Consider the following 15,153-nt stretch of genomic DNA (forward strand, 5'->3'; position numbering starts at 1 on the left):
ACTATTCGATAGAATCAGTTCGGTTTGTGCGCTTTTTATAATTACTTCGCTAAAACACTTCGCTTTCCTGCAGGAGTCTACGTGTTTTTGCTGCGTAATTTATATTTCATTTTTAATTGTTCGCCTTTAATATTGTAAGATTTAGTTATATCCCGGCACCTTCTTTTCTCTATTGTAGAATAATGTTATAAATTTTCGGAAAATTAGGATTTTTGTCTACACTTCTATTAAAAGAAATGTTAGAATAAATTAAGTTTTATTGCTAGATTAAATAGATAGAGAATGATGAGGAAGAGGGGAATACAATGGCACAACTTAGAAGTGATATGATCAAGAAAGGAATTGATCGTGCACCACACCGTAGTTTACTACATGCAGCGGGGGTAAAAACAAGAGATTTAGATAAACCATTTATATTGGTAGTTAATTCTTATATAGATATTGTTCCAGGGCATATCCATCTACAAGAATTCGGTAAAATTGTCAAAGAAGCAATACGAGAAGCTGGTGGTATTCCGTTTGAAATGAACACGATAGGTGTAGATGACGGTATCGCGATGGGGCATATTGGAATGAGATATTCCTTGCCAAGTCGTGAAATTATTGCGGATTCTGTAGAAACTGTTGCGAATGCGCATTGGTTCGATGGAATGGTTTGTATACCAAACTGCGATAAAATTACACCAGGTATGTTAATGGCGTCTCTTCGAGTAAATATTCCATCCATTTTTGTTAGTGGTGGACCAATGAAAGCTGGAACAGATAGTGCAGGTAACCCGTTATCTTTATCTTCTGTGTTTGAAGGTGTTGGGGCCTATCAAGCAGGTAAAATTGATGAGGCTAGATTACTAGAATTAGAGCAAAATGCTTGTCCTACATGTGGTTCTTGTTCTGGTATGTTTACCGCAAACTCTATGAACTGTTTAGCTGAAGGCATTGGTCTAGCCTTACCAGGTAATGGTACAATTCTAGCAATTTCAGAAGAACGTAAAGACTTCGTTAGAAAATCAGCAAAACAATTAATGGAATTGATTAAAAAAGACCTGAAACCTCGTGATATTGTTACAAAGGAAGCAATCGATAACGCGTTTGCACTTGATATGGCAATGGGTGGTTCTTCCAATACTGTCTTGCATACATTGGCATTAGCTCAAGAAGCAGAGATTGACTATCCAATTGAGAGGATAAACGAAGTAGCGAATCGCGTTCCACATTTAGCAAAGGTAGCACCAGCATCTGATTATCATATTGAAGATGTTGACCGAGCGGGTGGAATCAGTGCAATTATTAATGAATTATTGAAAAAACCAGGCGCATTTAATGGAGACTGTCTAAGCGTATCAGGAAAAACAATACGAGAAACTGTCCAAGATGCTGAAATTAAAGATACGAATGTGATTCATACGTTAGATAATCCACATTCCGAACGTGGAGGCTTAGCAGTCTTATTTGGTAATCTTGCTCCAGATGGCGCAATTATTAAAGTAGGTGCTGTAGACCCTGAGGTTGGAGGATATCATCGGGGACCTGCTATCTGTTTTGACTCACAAGAGGAAGCTTTAGAGGGTATAGAAGCAGGAAAGGTTCAAGAAGGTCACGTTGTTGTTATTCGTTATGAAGGTCCAAAGGGTGGCCCTGGTATGCCAGAGATGCTCGCTCCAACTTCTCAAATTGTTGGTCGTGGACTTGGTGCTAAAGTAGGTTTAATAACGGATGGACGATTCTCAGGTGCCTCTAGAGGGATTTCTATTGGTCATATTTCTCCTGAAGCTGCTGAAGGTGGTCCAATTGCCTTTGTTGAAGATGGTGACATGATTGAGCTTGATCTAAATAATCGTACGATGAATTTAGAAATATCTGATGAAGAATTCAATAAGCGAAAAGCGAATTGGAAAGGATTCGAACCAAAAGTTAAAAAGGGTTGGTTAGGTCGTTATTCCAAGCTTGTTACATCAGCAAATACTGGTGGCGTAATGAAAATATAATCAGTCAACATATAAACTTTGGACAAACAAAGAAAACAGTGCGATGGATGCTTGAAACATTCATGCACTGTTTTTCTTTGCGATTATCATTTCCAATGCTGTTCTATAAACGTATCTCTTCCCGATTTATCTCTATCTAGACGATATTCTTCACTGTTTTTCTTATAGAAGTCCTGATGATAGGATTCTGCAGGGTAGAAAATTCGTGCTGGCAATATTTCTGTAACGATTTCTTTTTTAAAGCGATTAGAAGAAATGATAGCTTGCTTAGATTCCAAGGCTAGTTTTCTTTGTTCTTCTGTATGATAAAAGATAGCGGTTCGATATTGAGAACCTCGATCATGAAATTGCCCACCGTCGTCTGTTGGGTCAATTTGTTGCCAAAAGATTTCGAGTAGTTTTTGATAACTAAATATATTTGGTTGAAACGCAATTTGTACAGCTTCATAATGACCAGTTTTACCAGTCTTTACTTGTTCATAAGACGGATTTTCTATATTCCCACCTGTATAGCCTGATACTACCTGCTCTATTCCATCAAACTGATCAAATGGTTTTACCATGCACCAAAAACATCCGCCAGCAAAGGTTGCTTTTTCTATATTTTTCATAGTCATTACCCCTAAGTTGTAAATTTTAATATGTTATAATTATAAAGATACTATTTTTATAGAAAAATAGAAAGAATTAAAATTGGAGAGGGATATGGATTGTGAATAAATTTTTATTGATAGATGGTATGGCTCTGCTGTTTAGAGGGTTCTATGCCACCGCTTTTACAGGAAATTATATGGTCAATAGTAAGAATATACCTAGAAACGGTTTGTTTGGTTTTTTAAATTATTTTACGGACTCCATCTCCGTATTTAAGCCTAGCCATATTATTTGTTGTTGGGATATGGGAAGTCAAACCTTCCGTAATGAACTATATAGAGAGTATAAATCAAATAGACAGAGCCCACCTGAAGAGCTCGTACCACAGTTTGATTTAGCGAAAGAAATAGTAGATTCTTTTTCAATTCCAAATATCGGAGTAAAAGGTTATGAGGCAGATGATTGCATTGGTACTCTTGCGAAACAAATAGCTGATTCGGGTGACGAAGTCGTTATTGTAAGTGGAGATAACGATTTATTACAGTTGGTAGAAGATCGCATTCAAGTAGCTATTATGAAAAAAGGTGTCGGTAACTATGAAGTGTATAATACGGACAATTTTTATGACAAAGTTGGCCTATTACCACATCAAATAATAGACCTTAAAGCGTTAATGGGAGATGCTTCGGATAATTATCCAGGTGTAAAAGGTATTGGCGAGAAGACCGCACTTAAATTAATTAGAGAATACGAATCCATTGACAATATGTTGGAAAATATAGAAAACCTACCAAAAGGCATTCAGAATAAATTGCAAATATATGATGATGATTTAACGGTGTCTCGAAGCTTAGCTAAAATATTTAAAGAAGTACCTCTTACGTATTCCACTGAAGCGTGCATCTGGAAAAAAGAGAAACAGAAGATAGAATTCTTTTTAACAGATGAATTAGAATTTAAAAACTCTGATCGTTGGCTCAGTAAGATATAAAAGGTTTTACGCAACTACCTTCGCAATTTATTTACCTTTTGCGTATTTGAAAAAATCAATGATGAAATTATAAAAAACCTGTTCAGAAGGAGCTAGTTTTCTATTTCTTGGAATGATCACTCCAACAGTACGGTCGATAATTGGGTTTTTAATCGGAATTTTTGATGAATTTAATGACTGTAAATCGCTAAATGCGCTTTCTGGTAGCATTGTGATACCGATTCCTGCTGCAACCAAACCTTTTATCGCATCCAAGTCTTCTCCTTCTGAAGAGGCTTTTGGTTCAAATCCAGCTTGACTGCAACCATCAAATACGAGTTTATGCAGAATATAACCCTTTGGAAATAAAACGAAAGGTTCGTCTTTTAATTCAATTAGGTCGATAGATTCCTTATTTGCTAAGTGATGAGAGGAAGGTACTAGTGCGTAAAATTTTTCTGTAAATAGTACGTTTCCAATAATATTCGTTTGATCCTGTGGTACAGGTCCTAAAAATGCGATATCAATGTCTCTATTTTCTACTGCTTCAATTAAGAAATTGTAAGAACCTTGTCTTAATTGAAAACCGACCTTAGGATATAGCTTTTTAAATTCAGAAACAACTGTTGGTAGAAGGTTACTTGCTAGACTAGTCGGAAAGCCAATTTTTATTGAGCCTCGCTCTGGATCTATGTATTCATCGACTTGCTTTGTTGCATAATCAATTGCTTTTAGTGCGGACTTCGTATGAGTTAAGAAGATCCTCCCAATTTGCGTTAACCGAATATTACGGCCTTCTCTTTCGAATAAGTCTACCCCTAATTCTGCCTCAAGATTAGCTATTTGACGACTTAACGCAGATTGTGCTACATGAAGTTCGGCAGCAGCGGCGGATACATGTTCTCTTTCCGCCACTTCAACAAAGTAACGTAATTGACGTAGCTCCATCTGTACACCTCATTTAAATGCTTTAAGATATAAAAAATAATCTCTCTTAGTTTATTGTAAGAGAGCAATCTTTATCATGCAAGATGCAACCATTTTGAATCGTTAACTTTAACTAGAAAGTGTAGTATTTTTTTTGATAGATAATAAAGGTTGTAATCCCGTACAATAAAGTAATAAAATAGAAGTTATAAGTAAACGATTGATGAATTATGAGAAGTAAGGAGTCTTAAATAATGTCAGAATATACGATTACATTTATTAAAAATGAACAACCAAAAGAAAAACCCGATTCAGATCATCTACCGTTTGGTAAATTTTTTACAGACCATATGTTTATTCAAGATTATTCAGAAGAAAAAGGGTGGCATAACCCAAGAATTGTACCATATCAACCGTTAGTCATTGACCCAGCTGCAATGATTTTTCATTACGGCCAAACAATTTTTGAAGGACTAAAAGCATATCGTACAGCGGAAGGAAATGTGCAACTGTTTCGACCAGATAAGAATATGGAACGCTTAAATCGTTCGAATAGAAGAATGTGTATCCCAGAAGTAGACGAAGAATTTGCAATCGATGCTATTAAACATCTCTTACATATTGACCAAGAATGGGTACCAAGTGCTCCAGGAACATCCCTTTATATTCGCCCATTTATTATTGCTACAGAGCCATTTTTAGGAGTAAGACCTTCTAAAAACTATCAGTTTATTGTCATTCTATCACCAGTGGGTGCTTACTATGAATCTGGTATTAACCCAGTTAAAATCGCTGTGGAAAACAATTATGTTCGCGCAGTAAAAGGTGGTACTGGAGAGGCAAAAACAGCAGGAAACTATGCATCAAGCCTTATCGCTCAAGAAGTAGCTGATAAAGAAGGTTATGCTCAAGTACTATGGTTGGATGGTTTGGAAAAGAAATATATTGAGGAAGTCGGTAGTATGAATGTCTTCTTCAAGGTAAACGGAAAGGTTATTACACCCGCTTTAAATGGTAGTATTTTAGAAGGTGTAACTAGAAACTCTGTTATACAAATGTTAAAGCATTGGGATATTCCAGTTGAAGAAAGAAAGATTTCAATGGAAGAGTTATACGACCATTATATTAATGGGGAGCTTGAAGAAGCGTTTGGATCAGGAACAGCAGCTGTTATTTCGCCAATTGGTGAACTCGCTTGGAATAATGAGCACATGATAATTAACGACGGGAAAACAGGCGCAATTTCTTCGAAGCTATATCAGACCCTAACAGGTATCCAATACGGTACTGTAAAAGATCCGTTTAATTGGGTAGTTAAAGTAAAATAATTACTTGAGGAAAGCAGCTATTTCTCGTATAATAATAGTATTCAGAATATTAAAAATGTAATGATTAGAGCCAGTAATCTACGTAAAAGTATTAGAGATTGGGATTCTTAGGCTGAAAAATCCCATTACTGGATACGTTGATGAACCCTACTCTATGAACAGTTCTCGTAACGTAACCCAGCGTTAATGGGTAAAGGTGGATAGACTTATCTATCAAGCAACGGTGGTACCGCGGAAGCTCTTTTCGTCCTTGCAATGCAGGGAGAGAAGAGTTTTTTTACATTAGGTTAATAAAATATTGGCCACAAGGATGTTGCCAGAAGACATCGCGTTATGTGTCTGCCTACTATACTGTGTTAGTCCAACTCTAGCGATCTTCTGCGCAGATCTTGGCACTAGTCAATTTCTTTAACAAGTTTTAGGGTTTTATTTTATCGATTAATTATAAAAGGCGTGAAACAATCATGGCAAAGCAACGGATTGTAGTGAAAATTGGCAGTAGTTCTTTAACGAATAAAAATGGTGGTCTGGATCTCCTAAAACTTAAAGAACATACAGAAGCAATTGCAAAACTGAAGCAAGCGAATCACGAGGTTATTCTAATATCCTCAGGTGCAGTAGCAGCTGGTTTCTATGACTTAGGTTATCCGTCGAGACCAGTAACAGTTGCTGGAAAACAAGCAGCTGCAGCTGTAGGTCAAGGACTACTCGTTCAAGCGTATACAGATGAATTTCGAGCATACGGAATGACAGCAGCGCAATTATTGTTAACACGCGATGTTTTTGTCAATGAAACACAATACAGCAACGTATATAATACATTAATGGAACTCTTGAAGAGGAACGTTATTCCTATTATTAATGAAAATGATTCTGTTGCAATCGAAGAACTAACTTTTGGGGATAATGATATGTTGTCTGCGTTAGTAAGTGGTCTGATTCAAGCGGACTTTCTTATCATGTTGACAGATATTAACGGTCTCTATGATAAAAACCCAGCGCATTTTACGGATGCTAAAAGATATGATCGCTTACCAACGATAACGGATAGCATACTTGACCAAACAAAAGATGAAGCAGGATCAAAAGTAGGTACGGGTGGTATGAAGTCTAAGTTGTTAGCTGCTCAAACCGCACTATCCCTAGGTGTGAAAGTATTCGTAGGAAGCGGTACGGGTACAAACAAGCTATTAGATATTATGGCTGATAGGGGAGACGGAACTTATATTGGTGAAAAATTAGAACCAAATTACCGAAAGCAAAAGCAATGGATTACTTTCCATTCGCAGGTAGCTGGGAAGATTAATATAGATGAAGGTGCTAGTTTAGCAATTTTAAACCATGGAAAGAGCCTTTTACCGGCAGGTGTCATTTCAGTACATGGTTCCTTCGAGGCAGGTGCTGTTGTCGAAGTCATCTATAAAGATCAAATTATAGCAAAAGGTCAAGTCAACTATTCGTCAGAAGAAATGATGAAGACAAAAGGAGAGCCTAGTGAGGTAGCTATGAAGCTAACACTAGGAAATCGTCCAGAGGTTATTCATCGAGATCGGCTTGTTATTTATCAAGATATGATACCAACGATGAAATATAAATCATAAAAGGTTTTTTATTTTATTAGGAGGGTTAAAGATGAGTGAATTATTAACAAAAGCAAAGAACGCAAAACTTGCCGCACGAGAAATTGCTAAAAATAGTACCGAAGATAAGAATAAAGCTTTACTAGCAATCTCCGACGGACTTAGAAAAAATGTAGACTATCTTACAAGTGAAAATAAAAAGGATATTGAGAGTGGAAGAAATCAAGGTCTGCACGATTCGTTAATCGACCGTTTAGTATTAAATCAACAACGTATCATTGACATGGCAGATGCTCTTGTCCAATTAACAGAGTTAAATGATCCAATTGGAAGTGTAATGGAGGAATGGACTCGACCAAATGGCTTGAAGATCGAGAAAGTTCGTGTTCCAATTGGTGTAATTGGGATGATTTACGAAGCTAGACCTAACGTTACGGTTGATGCTGCGAGCCTGAGCTTGAAAACAAGTAACGCGGTATTATTAAGAGGTAGTTCATCTGCTATTCATTCGAATAAGGCTCTAGAAAAGGTGATCCATGAAGCGCTTGAGGGAACGAATGTACCTGTAGAAGCTGTGCAGTTATTGGAAGACACATCTAGAGAAACAGCAGCAAAAATGTTTCAATTGAATGAATATTTAGATGTACTTATACCTAGAGGTGGACAAAAATTAATAAATACAGTTGTCAAAAATTCTTCCATACCTGTACTAGAGACTGGAGCGGGGAATTGCCATCTTTATATAGATGAATCAGCGGATAAAAACATGGCGATTGAAGTTGCGATTAACGCAAAAACACAACGACCATCTGTATGTAACGCGATAGAGACAATTTTAATTGATCAGAAATGGGCAGATAAAAACGGTGCAGAGCTATTAAGTCAGCTTCAGGAAGCAAATGTAAAAATTCACGGTGACGACTGGACAGTTAAACATGCAGAAAATGTTGTTCCTGCTACTGAAGAAGATTATGCTACGGAATATTTGGATAACATTGTTGCGATTAAAACTGTTGAATCCGTAGATGAGGCAATACAACATATCAATACGTATGGCACTAGTCATAGTGAATCAATCATCACAGAAAATGATGCACATGCTATACAATTTTTAAATGAAGTAGATGCAGCAGCAGTTTATCATAATGCTTCCACACGATTTACAGACGGTTTCGAATTTGGCTTTGGTGCTGAGATAGGAATTAGCACGCAAAAGCTACATGCTCGAGGACCAATGGGACTTGAAGCTCTTACTTCTATGAAATATCAATTACATGGGGAAGGTCAGATAAAATAAATCTATTTTCCTAGTAAATAGCTCGACTAAGATAATTGGCTTCGATTTTAAAACACTGAAAAACTGGAGACAGATAGAAGTCTCCGATATAATGGAAAAGGACAATTTTATTTAAAGGAGTTTATATAATGGCAGAGATCTTAATATTTGGACACAAAAACCCAGACACAGACACAATTTGTTCCGCGATTGCGTATGCAGAATTAAAACAGGAGTTAGGACTAGATGTAGAAGCAGTTCGTCTAGGTGAAGTGAATAGTGAAACACAATACGCATTAGACTATTTCAAACAAGAAGCACCACGCATGGTAGAACATGTGGCAGATGAAGTAGATCAAGTTATTTTAGTAGACCATAATGAAAGCCAGCAAAGTGCCGAGGACATTGATCGTGTTCAAATACTAGAAGTAATTGATCATCATCGTATTGCTAATTTTGAAACAAAGGATCCACTATACTACAGAGCGGAACCAGTTGGCTGTACAGCGACCATTTTAAAGAAACTTTACAAAGAAAATGGCATTGAAATAAAAAAAGAAGTTGCAGGGTTAATGTTATCAGCAATTATCTCAGATTCTTTGTTATTTAAATCACCAACATGTACAGAGGAAGATATTGCAGCTGCAAAAGAACTGGCAGAAATCGCAGGTGTTAATATTGATGAGTATGGATTAGCAATGTTAAAAGCAGGTGCTGATTTAAGTGATAAATCACCAGAACAGCTAATTAGCCTTGATGCGAAAGAATTCGAAATGAACGGTAATAAAGTTGAGATTGCTCAAGTAAATACTGTAGATGTTAACGATGTGCTAGTATTGCAAGAGAAATTAGAGCAAGCAATGGAGAATACCATTACAAAGAAAGGATTGTCTCTGTTTGCCTTAGTAATTACAGATATACTCGAAAGTGATTCAGTAGTACTTGCGGTAGGAGATCATGCAGATAAGGTTGAGCAAGCATTTGATGTAAGCTTAGACAATAATACTGCATTACTAAAAGGTGTTGTTTCCCGTAAAAAACAAGTAGTACCAAACTTACAAAGCGCATTCTAATAGAGGCGTAACAACCTATATAATCGGACGTTTCCAATGGAGCGTCCGATTTCATTTTCTGACGGATAAATTTTACTAAATATTTAGTAAAATGTTTAGCTTGATAATGTAAGCGTATTCGTTTAATATGTACGTATGTATTTATAATGAATAGTAGGAGGAATATTAATGGTAAAATCTATACCTGAAATGGTACCTCATATAGCTTTCGGAGGCGATTATAATCCTGAGCAGTGGGATGAAGAGGTTTGGTTAGAGGACGCGAAATTAATGCAGGAAGCAGGAGTAAATCTTGTTTCAGTTGCTATATTTAGTTGGTCTATGATAGAGAGAAATGAGGACCAATTTGATTTTTCTTGGTTGGATCGTGTTATATCCATCCTTCATGACCATGGTATTGGTATTTCACTTGCAACTGCAACAGCCTCTCCGCCAGCATGGTTATCAAAAAAATATCCTGACATTCTAGCTGTACAACCAAACGGTGTACCTTATCAACCTGGATCACGTCAGCATTATTCGCCGAATAGTAAGCGTTTCCGAAATTCTGTGGAGAAATTAGTAAAGAAAATGGCGGAACGCTACGGTAATCATCCAGCTCTAAAGATGTGGCACGTAAATAACGAATATGCGTGTCATTTAGCGGAATGTTATAGTGATGAAAGTCTAGAAGCATTTCGTAAGTGGTTAAGAGACAAATATGAAACAATTGATGAGCTAAATAAGAGCTGGGGAACAGCATTTTGGAGCCAGCGTTACAACGAATGGGATGAAATTCAGTTTCCTGTTAATTTACCAACATTTTATAATCCAAGTCAAAAATTAGATTATAAACGATTTATGAATGATTCTATCTTTGATTTATATTTACTAGAAAAGAATATACTGCGAGAAATGACACCAGATATACCAATCTTCACTAACTTTATGTATGAATTCAAACCTTTGAATTATTTTCAATGGGCAAAAGAGCTTGATTTGGTTACATGGGACTCTTATCCAGATCCACGTGAAGGGAAACCATACCGACATGCAATGCATCATGACTTAATGCGAAGCTTAAAAAATGGCCAACCGTTTTATTTGATGGAACAGGTTACTTCTCATGTAAATTGGCGTGATATTAATTTAACAAAAGGACCTGGCGAAATGAGGTTATGGAGCTATTCCAACGTTGCTAGAGGTGGAGATGGTGTGATGTACTTCCAATGGCGACAAGGAAGAGCCGGAGCGGAGAAGTTTCATGGCGCGATGGTTCCTCATTCCAACAACCCAGAGAGTAGAACATATCAGGAAGTAAAACAATTAGGGAATGAGTTAAAAAAATTAGATGATTTAGTAGGAGCTACAACAGATGCCGAGGTAGCAATTATTTTTGAATGGGAAAACTGGTGGGCAGTTGAGCATGAAGGAAAGCCTCACAATAAACTTTCGTATTTAGATCAAGTTTATCAATATTATAAAGTGTTATTTGAACAAAATATTGCTGTAGATTTTGTTCACCCTGAACAGGACGTGTCAAAATATAAGGTAGTTATTGCTCCAATGCTTTATTTGATGACAGATAAAACGGCAGATAATCTACAATCGTATACATCAGCTGGTGGCAATCTTATCGTAACTTTTTTCAGTGGAATTGCTGATGAGAATGATCACATTCACCTTGGTGGTTACCCGGCTCCGATAAGAAAGCTTTTGGGTATCACAGTAGAAGAATTTGCTCCTATGGCAGATGAGCAATCTAATATGATCATATCCAACGGGCAGGAGCACAGAACGACACACTGGGCAGATATTATTCAATTAGAAGGTGCTAAGGCTGCTGCTTATTTTAAAGACGATTGGTACCATAGTAAACCAGCAGTCACCGTCAATAACTTTGGAAAGGGAAGAGCTTTTTATATTGGAACAAATCCTGAAGAAGCCTATTTGAATAATTTTATTCACGGTTTATTAGAAGAATTGAAAATTTCATCACCGATGCAAGTACCAAATAATGTAGAGGTAACAGAAAGAAAAACAAAGGATCAATCGTTTATTTTTATTCTTAATCATAACCGTACAGAAGTTACAATAAATCTCGATAAAACGTATTTCAACTGCTTAGAATCTAAGGATGTATCCGAAACAGTGACTGTACCTGGAACAGACTTAGTTATTTTGAGATCTGATATTAAATCGTAAGAAATAAGAAGGATAGTTAGTCTGACTACGACTAGTTATCCTTTTTTTTAAACTCTAATAATGAATTGAAACATTCACATAAGAAAATTCGTACATTGTTAAGGAGGTGAAATGATTCCATGGTTTTTCATTCAAAAATGGATGCTTATTATGTGAAGTTAATGATTACAGTAATCATAGTAGTTGGATTGGTAACCCTTTTTCCTATATTTATAGAGGGTGCTCCATTGTCGGCAATTTTAATATTGACTTCTATATTTATAATCTTCACTACTTTGTTTCTATGGTTAAATCTTTCTGTTAAATATATTTTTTATGAAAACTATTTACTAATAAAAAGCGGACCCTTTAAAAGTAAAATACCATACGAAAGTATAACGAAAATAACAGGAACACATGCAATTTTAACTGGTCATGGCGTACTAACCTCAAGAGATGCACTTGAGATTTACAATAAAACAACATTTTATGGAAGTATAAAAATTTCACCTGAGTATAAGAGTGAATTTATCAAGGAACTGAAAAATCGAGGACCCCACATACAGCTAGAAGAATGATAATTCTTTTATGCTTCTATCTATATGGTGAGCCGTCTAATAGTCTTGGAATGATAAACCGTATTTCAACGGTTTTTTTCTTGCGTTATTCGTGTATAATAGAAGGTAGATTACATATTTCTATGTTACTATAAACTTAATTATTGAAGTAGGAAGGATCTTTCGTATGACTAAAAGAGTGAACCCAATTCAAGTAAGAGATGTAATTATTGCAAATCAAGTATTAAAGGATGTTGTCGTGAAAACACCTTTACAGCTTGATCCTATATTATCTGAAAAATATGAATGTAATGTATATTTAAAACGAGAAGATTTACAAGTAGTCCGTTCCTTTAAAATTCGTGGCGCTTATCATTTCATGCATAGCTTGTCGAAGGAAGAATTGAAGAACGGTGTCGTGTGTGCAAGCGCAGGGAACCACGCACAAGGTGTTGCGTATTCTTGTAAAACATTAGGTGTAAAAGGTGTTATTTTTATGCCAAACACAACTCCTCGCCAAAAAGTGAACCGAGTCGCATTTTTTGGAGGTTCATTTGTTGATATTCGTTTAACTGGTGATACATATGATGATTCGTATGATGAAGCAATGGCGTATTGCGAAGAACATAATGCTTCCTTTATCCACCCATTTAACGATGTGCGTACAATCACGGGGCAAGGTACAGTAGGTCTAGAAATATTAGATAGTATGGAAGACCCGATATCTCATGTATTCGCTGCAATCGGTGGTGGCGGGCTAATTTCTGGTGTCGGTTCCTATATGAAAAGCATTAGCCCTGACACAAAAATTATTGGCGTAGAGCCTGAAGGTGCCGCTTCGATGACGCAAGCGTTGAAAGAAGATAAAGTAATTAAGCTAGACAAAGTAGATAAGTTCGTTGATGGTGCAAGTGTGAAGCAAGTAGGTGATATTAATTTTAATATTGCTAAAGAAGTCGTAGATGATATTGTGATCGTACCAGAAGGTAAGCTCTGTACAACTCTATTGAATTTATATAATGAAAATGCTATTGTTGCTGAGCCAGCAGGTGCCTTACCAATTTCAGCACTAGATTTCTATAAAGATCAGATAAAAGGGAAAAATGTTGTATGTATCGTAAGTGGCGGTAATAATGATATTGATCGCATGCAAGAATTTAAAGAAAGATCGATGATTTACGAAGGCTATAAGCATTATTTTATTGTTAATTTTCCTCAAAGAGCAGGTGCACTAAGAGAGTTTATTGATGAAGTGCTAGGTGAAAATGATGATATTACTCGCTTTGAATACACGAAGAAGAATAATCGAGATGAAGGTCCAATTCTTGTTGGGATTGAGCTAAACAAAGCTGAAGATTATTACCCTATGATTCAACGAATGAAAGAACATAATTACACATATATCGAGATTAATAAGGACGAACAGTTGTTTCATTTATTAATCTGATGGTTACGCTAAGAGGAGGCATGTTGCTTCCTCTTTTCATTAGAGGAGAGATTTGCATGGATAGAACTTTACTTGAACAGCTAATGGAATTGACAGAAGAAGAGAAGGAAATATTAAAAGGGAATCAGGAGGTTAATCGAGAAATATATACGGGCCTTACTTCCAATTTTGTTGTTCAGAGTGAGAAATTACTGAATGATGATTTAATTATGATTCGTAAACATCCACGTTATATCCATTTTCCTAAGCATTCACATGACTTTATTGAAATGAATTACGTTTACCATGGGACTTTCGAGCAGCAAATAGGAGATCAAGTAATTTCCTTAGAGCAAGGAGATATATTGCTGTTAAATCAATATGTAGAGCACGAATTAAAAGCATGTAACACAGAAGATATCGTCATTAATTTTATCATTCACCCTGCCTTTTTTGATTCTATTTTACCAAATATCGCATCTGGTACTATTCAAACTCAAATGGTTCATTTTTTATTTAATAGTATGTTTGACTATAATCAACAAGCGGAATTTTTATTTTACCCTTTATCAGGTAATGACCAAATCAGTGAAATGATGGATCAGTTGATTCAAACGATGAATGGTGATTCGCTATTCGCGCGTTCTAAAATAAAGTTTTTAATGGGCTTATTGCTTATTGAATTAATGGAGCAGCAACCTCAATCCCAAGCACTATCAGAGGAGCAGAAGTTTCTACAAACTGTTTTTGAGTATATCGAAGAAGAGTATAAGAATGCGAATTTAGAAGATTTAGCAAAAATTGTAAATCAAACAAGCTATGGAGTGAGTAGAAAAATCAAGACATTAACAAATAAAAACTTTAAAGACTTATTACAAGAAAAGAGATTAACTATGGCAAAACATTCTCTCTTATATTCCGATTTACCAATTCAAACAATTGCAGAAGAAGTAGGGTATGAGAATATAAGTTATTTCTATCGTATCTTTAAAAAGAAATACGGTATGACACCAAAAGCCTACCAATCCTCCATGAAATAATGGATATGTACGTCTATCTATCATTTAATCAGTTATTAGACGTAAAAATAATTCTAATCTTATCAAAACATTCTCCAGAGGGGCTGCAGTATTGAAACAATACTAGCTCCTTTCTTGCATATCGATATAAAACATAATTTTCCTACTCATCAGTGTATACCTTCTAACAATTCACTATATTCTCAAAATCTTAATTTGCAAAAAAGGACACTAATTAAATAAATTACGTTATGT

General features: G+C 36.0%; 12 protein-coding genes. 10 read left to right on the forward strand and 2 right to left on the reverse strand.

Going from position 1 to position 15,153, the window contains the following annotated elements:
- Positions 1-305 precede the first annotated feature (305 nt).
- Entirely contained in the window at positions 306-1,985 is a 1,680-nt protein-coding gene (gene ilvD, locus GGQ92_RS01625) for a dihydroxy-acid dehydratase (RefSeq protein WP_184243900.1), read from the forward strand.
- 86 nt (positions 1,986-2,071) lie between these two features.
- Here ilvD and msrA read toward each other — a convergent pair whose 3' ends face one another.
- Positions 2,072-2,596, reverse strand: coding sequence for a peptide-methionine (S)-S-oxide reductase MsrA (gene msrA, locus GGQ92_RS01630; RefSeq protein ID WP_184243902.1), 525 nt, complete (start codon positions 2,594-2,596; stop codon positions 2,072-2,074).
- A gap of 101 nt (positions 2,597-2,697) precedes the next feature.
- Here msrA and GGQ92_RS01635 point away from each other — a divergent pair, with 101 nt between their 5' ends.
- Positions 2,698-3,570 carry a 5'-3' exonuclease gene (locus GGQ92_RS01635; RefSeq protein WP_343068735.1) on the forward strand — a complete coding sequence of 291 codons (873 nt, stop codon included), beginning with the start codon at positions 2,698-2,700 and terminating at the stop codon, positions 3,568-3,570.
- Positions 3,571-3,597: 27 nt separating this feature from the next.
- Here GGQ92_RS01635 and gltC read toward each other — a convergent pair whose 3' ends face one another.
- The gene (gltC, locus tag GGQ92_RS01640) at positions 3,598-4,497 is read right to left on the reverse strand and encodes a glutamate biosynthesis transcriptional regulator GltC (RefSeq protein WP_184243904.1); all 900 of its coding nucleotides are present in this window, start codon (positions 4,495-4,497) and stop codon (positions 3,598-3,600) included.
- A gap of 233 nt (positions 4,498-4,730) precedes the next feature.
- On the opposite strand from gltC, the gene GGQ92_RS01645 reads away from it, so the two are divergent.
- The 8 genes from GGQ92_RS01645 to GGQ92_RS01680 all read left to right on the forward strand — a co-directional run bounded on the left by GGQ92_RS01645 (position 4,731) and on the right by GGQ92_RS01680 (position 14,919).
- Positions 4,731-5,804, forward strand: a complete 1,074-nt coding sequence (locus GGQ92_RS01645; protein ID WP_184243906.1) for a branched-chain amino acid aminotransferase — start codon at positions 4,731-4,733, stop codon at positions 5,802-5,804.
- 464 nt (positions 5,805-6,268) lie between these two features.
- Positions 6,269-7,405, forward strand: coding sequence for a glutamate 5-kinase (proB, locus tag GGQ92_RS01650; RefSeq protein WP_221437190.1), 1,137 nt, complete (start codon positions 6,269-6,271; stop codon positions 7,403-7,405).
- Between the two features lie 31 nt (positions 7,406-7,436).
- Complete coding sequence (locus tag GGQ92_RS01655) at positions 7,437-8,681, forward strand: glutamate-5-semialdehyde dehydrogenase (protein WP_184243908.1); 1,245 nt, start codon at positions 7,437-7,439, stop codon at positions 8,679-8,681.
- A 128-nt stretch (positions 8,682-8,809) separates the two neighbouring features.
- Positions 8,810-9,733 (forward strand): manganese-dependent inorganic pyrophosphatase, encoded by a 924-nt coding sequence (locus GGQ92_RS01660; protein ID WP_184243910.1) that lies wholly within the window; start codon positions 8,810-8,812, stop codon positions 9,731-9,733.
- Positions 9,734-9,901: 168 nt separating this feature from the next.
- Positions 9,902-11,917 carry a beta-galactosidase gene (locus GGQ92_RS01665; protein WP_184243912.1) on the forward strand — a complete coding sequence of 672 codons (2,016 nt, stop codon included), beginning with the start codon at positions 9,902-9,904 and terminating at the stop codon, positions 11,915-11,917.
- A gap of 119 nt (positions 11,918-12,036) precedes the next feature.
- Positions 12,037-12,474 (forward strand): PH domain-containing protein, encoded by a 438-nt coding sequence (locus tag GGQ92_RS01670; protein ID WP_184243914.1) that lies wholly within the window; start codon positions 12,037-12,039, stop codon positions 12,472-12,474.
- Between the two features lie 166 nt (positions 12,475-12,640).
- The gene (gene ilvA / locus GGQ92_RS01675; RefSeq protein ID WP_184243916.1) at positions 12,641-13,900 is read left to right on the forward strand and encodes a threonine ammonia-lyase IlvA; all 1,260 of its coding nucleotides are present in this window, start codon (positions 12,641-12,643) and stop codon (positions 13,898-13,900) included.
- Positions 13,901-13,956: 56 nt separating this feature from the next.
- Positions 13,957-14,919 (forward strand): AraC family transcriptional regulator, encoded by a 963-nt coding sequence (locus GGQ92_RS01680; protein ID WP_184243918.1) that lies wholly within the window; start codon positions 13,957-13,959, stop codon positions 14,917-14,919.
- Positions 14,920-15,153: the final 234 nt, after the last annotated feature.

The organism is Gracilibacillus halotolerans, assembly GCF_014206945.1.
In the GTDB taxonomy this organism is placed as follows: Bacteria; Bacillota; Bacilli; order Bacillales; family Amphibacillaceae; genus Gracilibacillus; species Gracilibacillus halotolerans.

What these genes read in the sequence shown, in the direction of transcription:
- ilvD (WP_184243900.1), top strand. Translation starts at nt 306, where the DNA reads ATGGCACAACTTAGAAGTGATATGATCAAGAAAGGAATTGATCGTGCA.
- msrA (WP_184243902.1), bottom strand. Translation starts at nt 2,596, where the DNA reads ATGAAAAATATAGAAAAAGCAACCTTTGCTGGCGGATGTTTTTGGTGC.
- gltC (WP_184243904.1), bottom strand. Translation starts at nt 4,497, where the DNA reads ATGGAGCTACGTCAATTACGTTACTTTGTTGAAGTGGCGGAAAGAGAA.
- GGQ92_RS01645 (WP_184243906.1), top strand. Translation starts at nt 4,731, where the DNA reads ATGTCAGAATATACGATTACATTTATTAAAAATGAACAACCAAAAGAA.
- proB (WP_221437190.1), top strand. Translation starts at nt 6,269, where the DNA reads ATGGCAAAGCAACGGATTGTAGTGAAAATTGGCAGTAGTTCTTTAACG.
- GGQ92_RS01655 (WP_184243908.1), top strand. Translation starts at nt 7,437, where the DNA reads ATGAGTGAATTATTAACAAAAGCAAAGAACGCAAAACTTGCCGCACGA.
- GGQ92_RS01660 (WP_184243910.1), top strand. Translation starts at nt 8,810, where the DNA reads ATGGCAGAGATCTTAATATTTGGACACAAAAACCCAGACACAGACACA.
- GGQ92_RS01665 (WP_184243912.1), top strand. Translation starts at nt 9,902, where the DNA reads ATGGTAAAATCTATACCTGAAATGGTACCTCATATAGCTTTCGGAGGC.
- GGQ92_RS01670 (WP_184243914.1), top strand. Translation starts at nt 12,037, where the DNA reads ATGGTTTTTCATTCAAAAATGGATGCTTATTATGTGAAGTTAATGATT.
- ilvA (WP_184243916.1), top strand. Translation starts at nt 12,641, where the DNA reads ATGACTAAAAGAGTGAACCCAATTCAAGTAAGAGATGTAATTATTGCA.
- GGQ92_RS01680 (WP_184243918.1), top strand. Translation starts at nt 13,957, where the DNA reads ATGGATAGAACTTTACTTGAACAGCTAATGGAATTGACAGAAGAAGAG.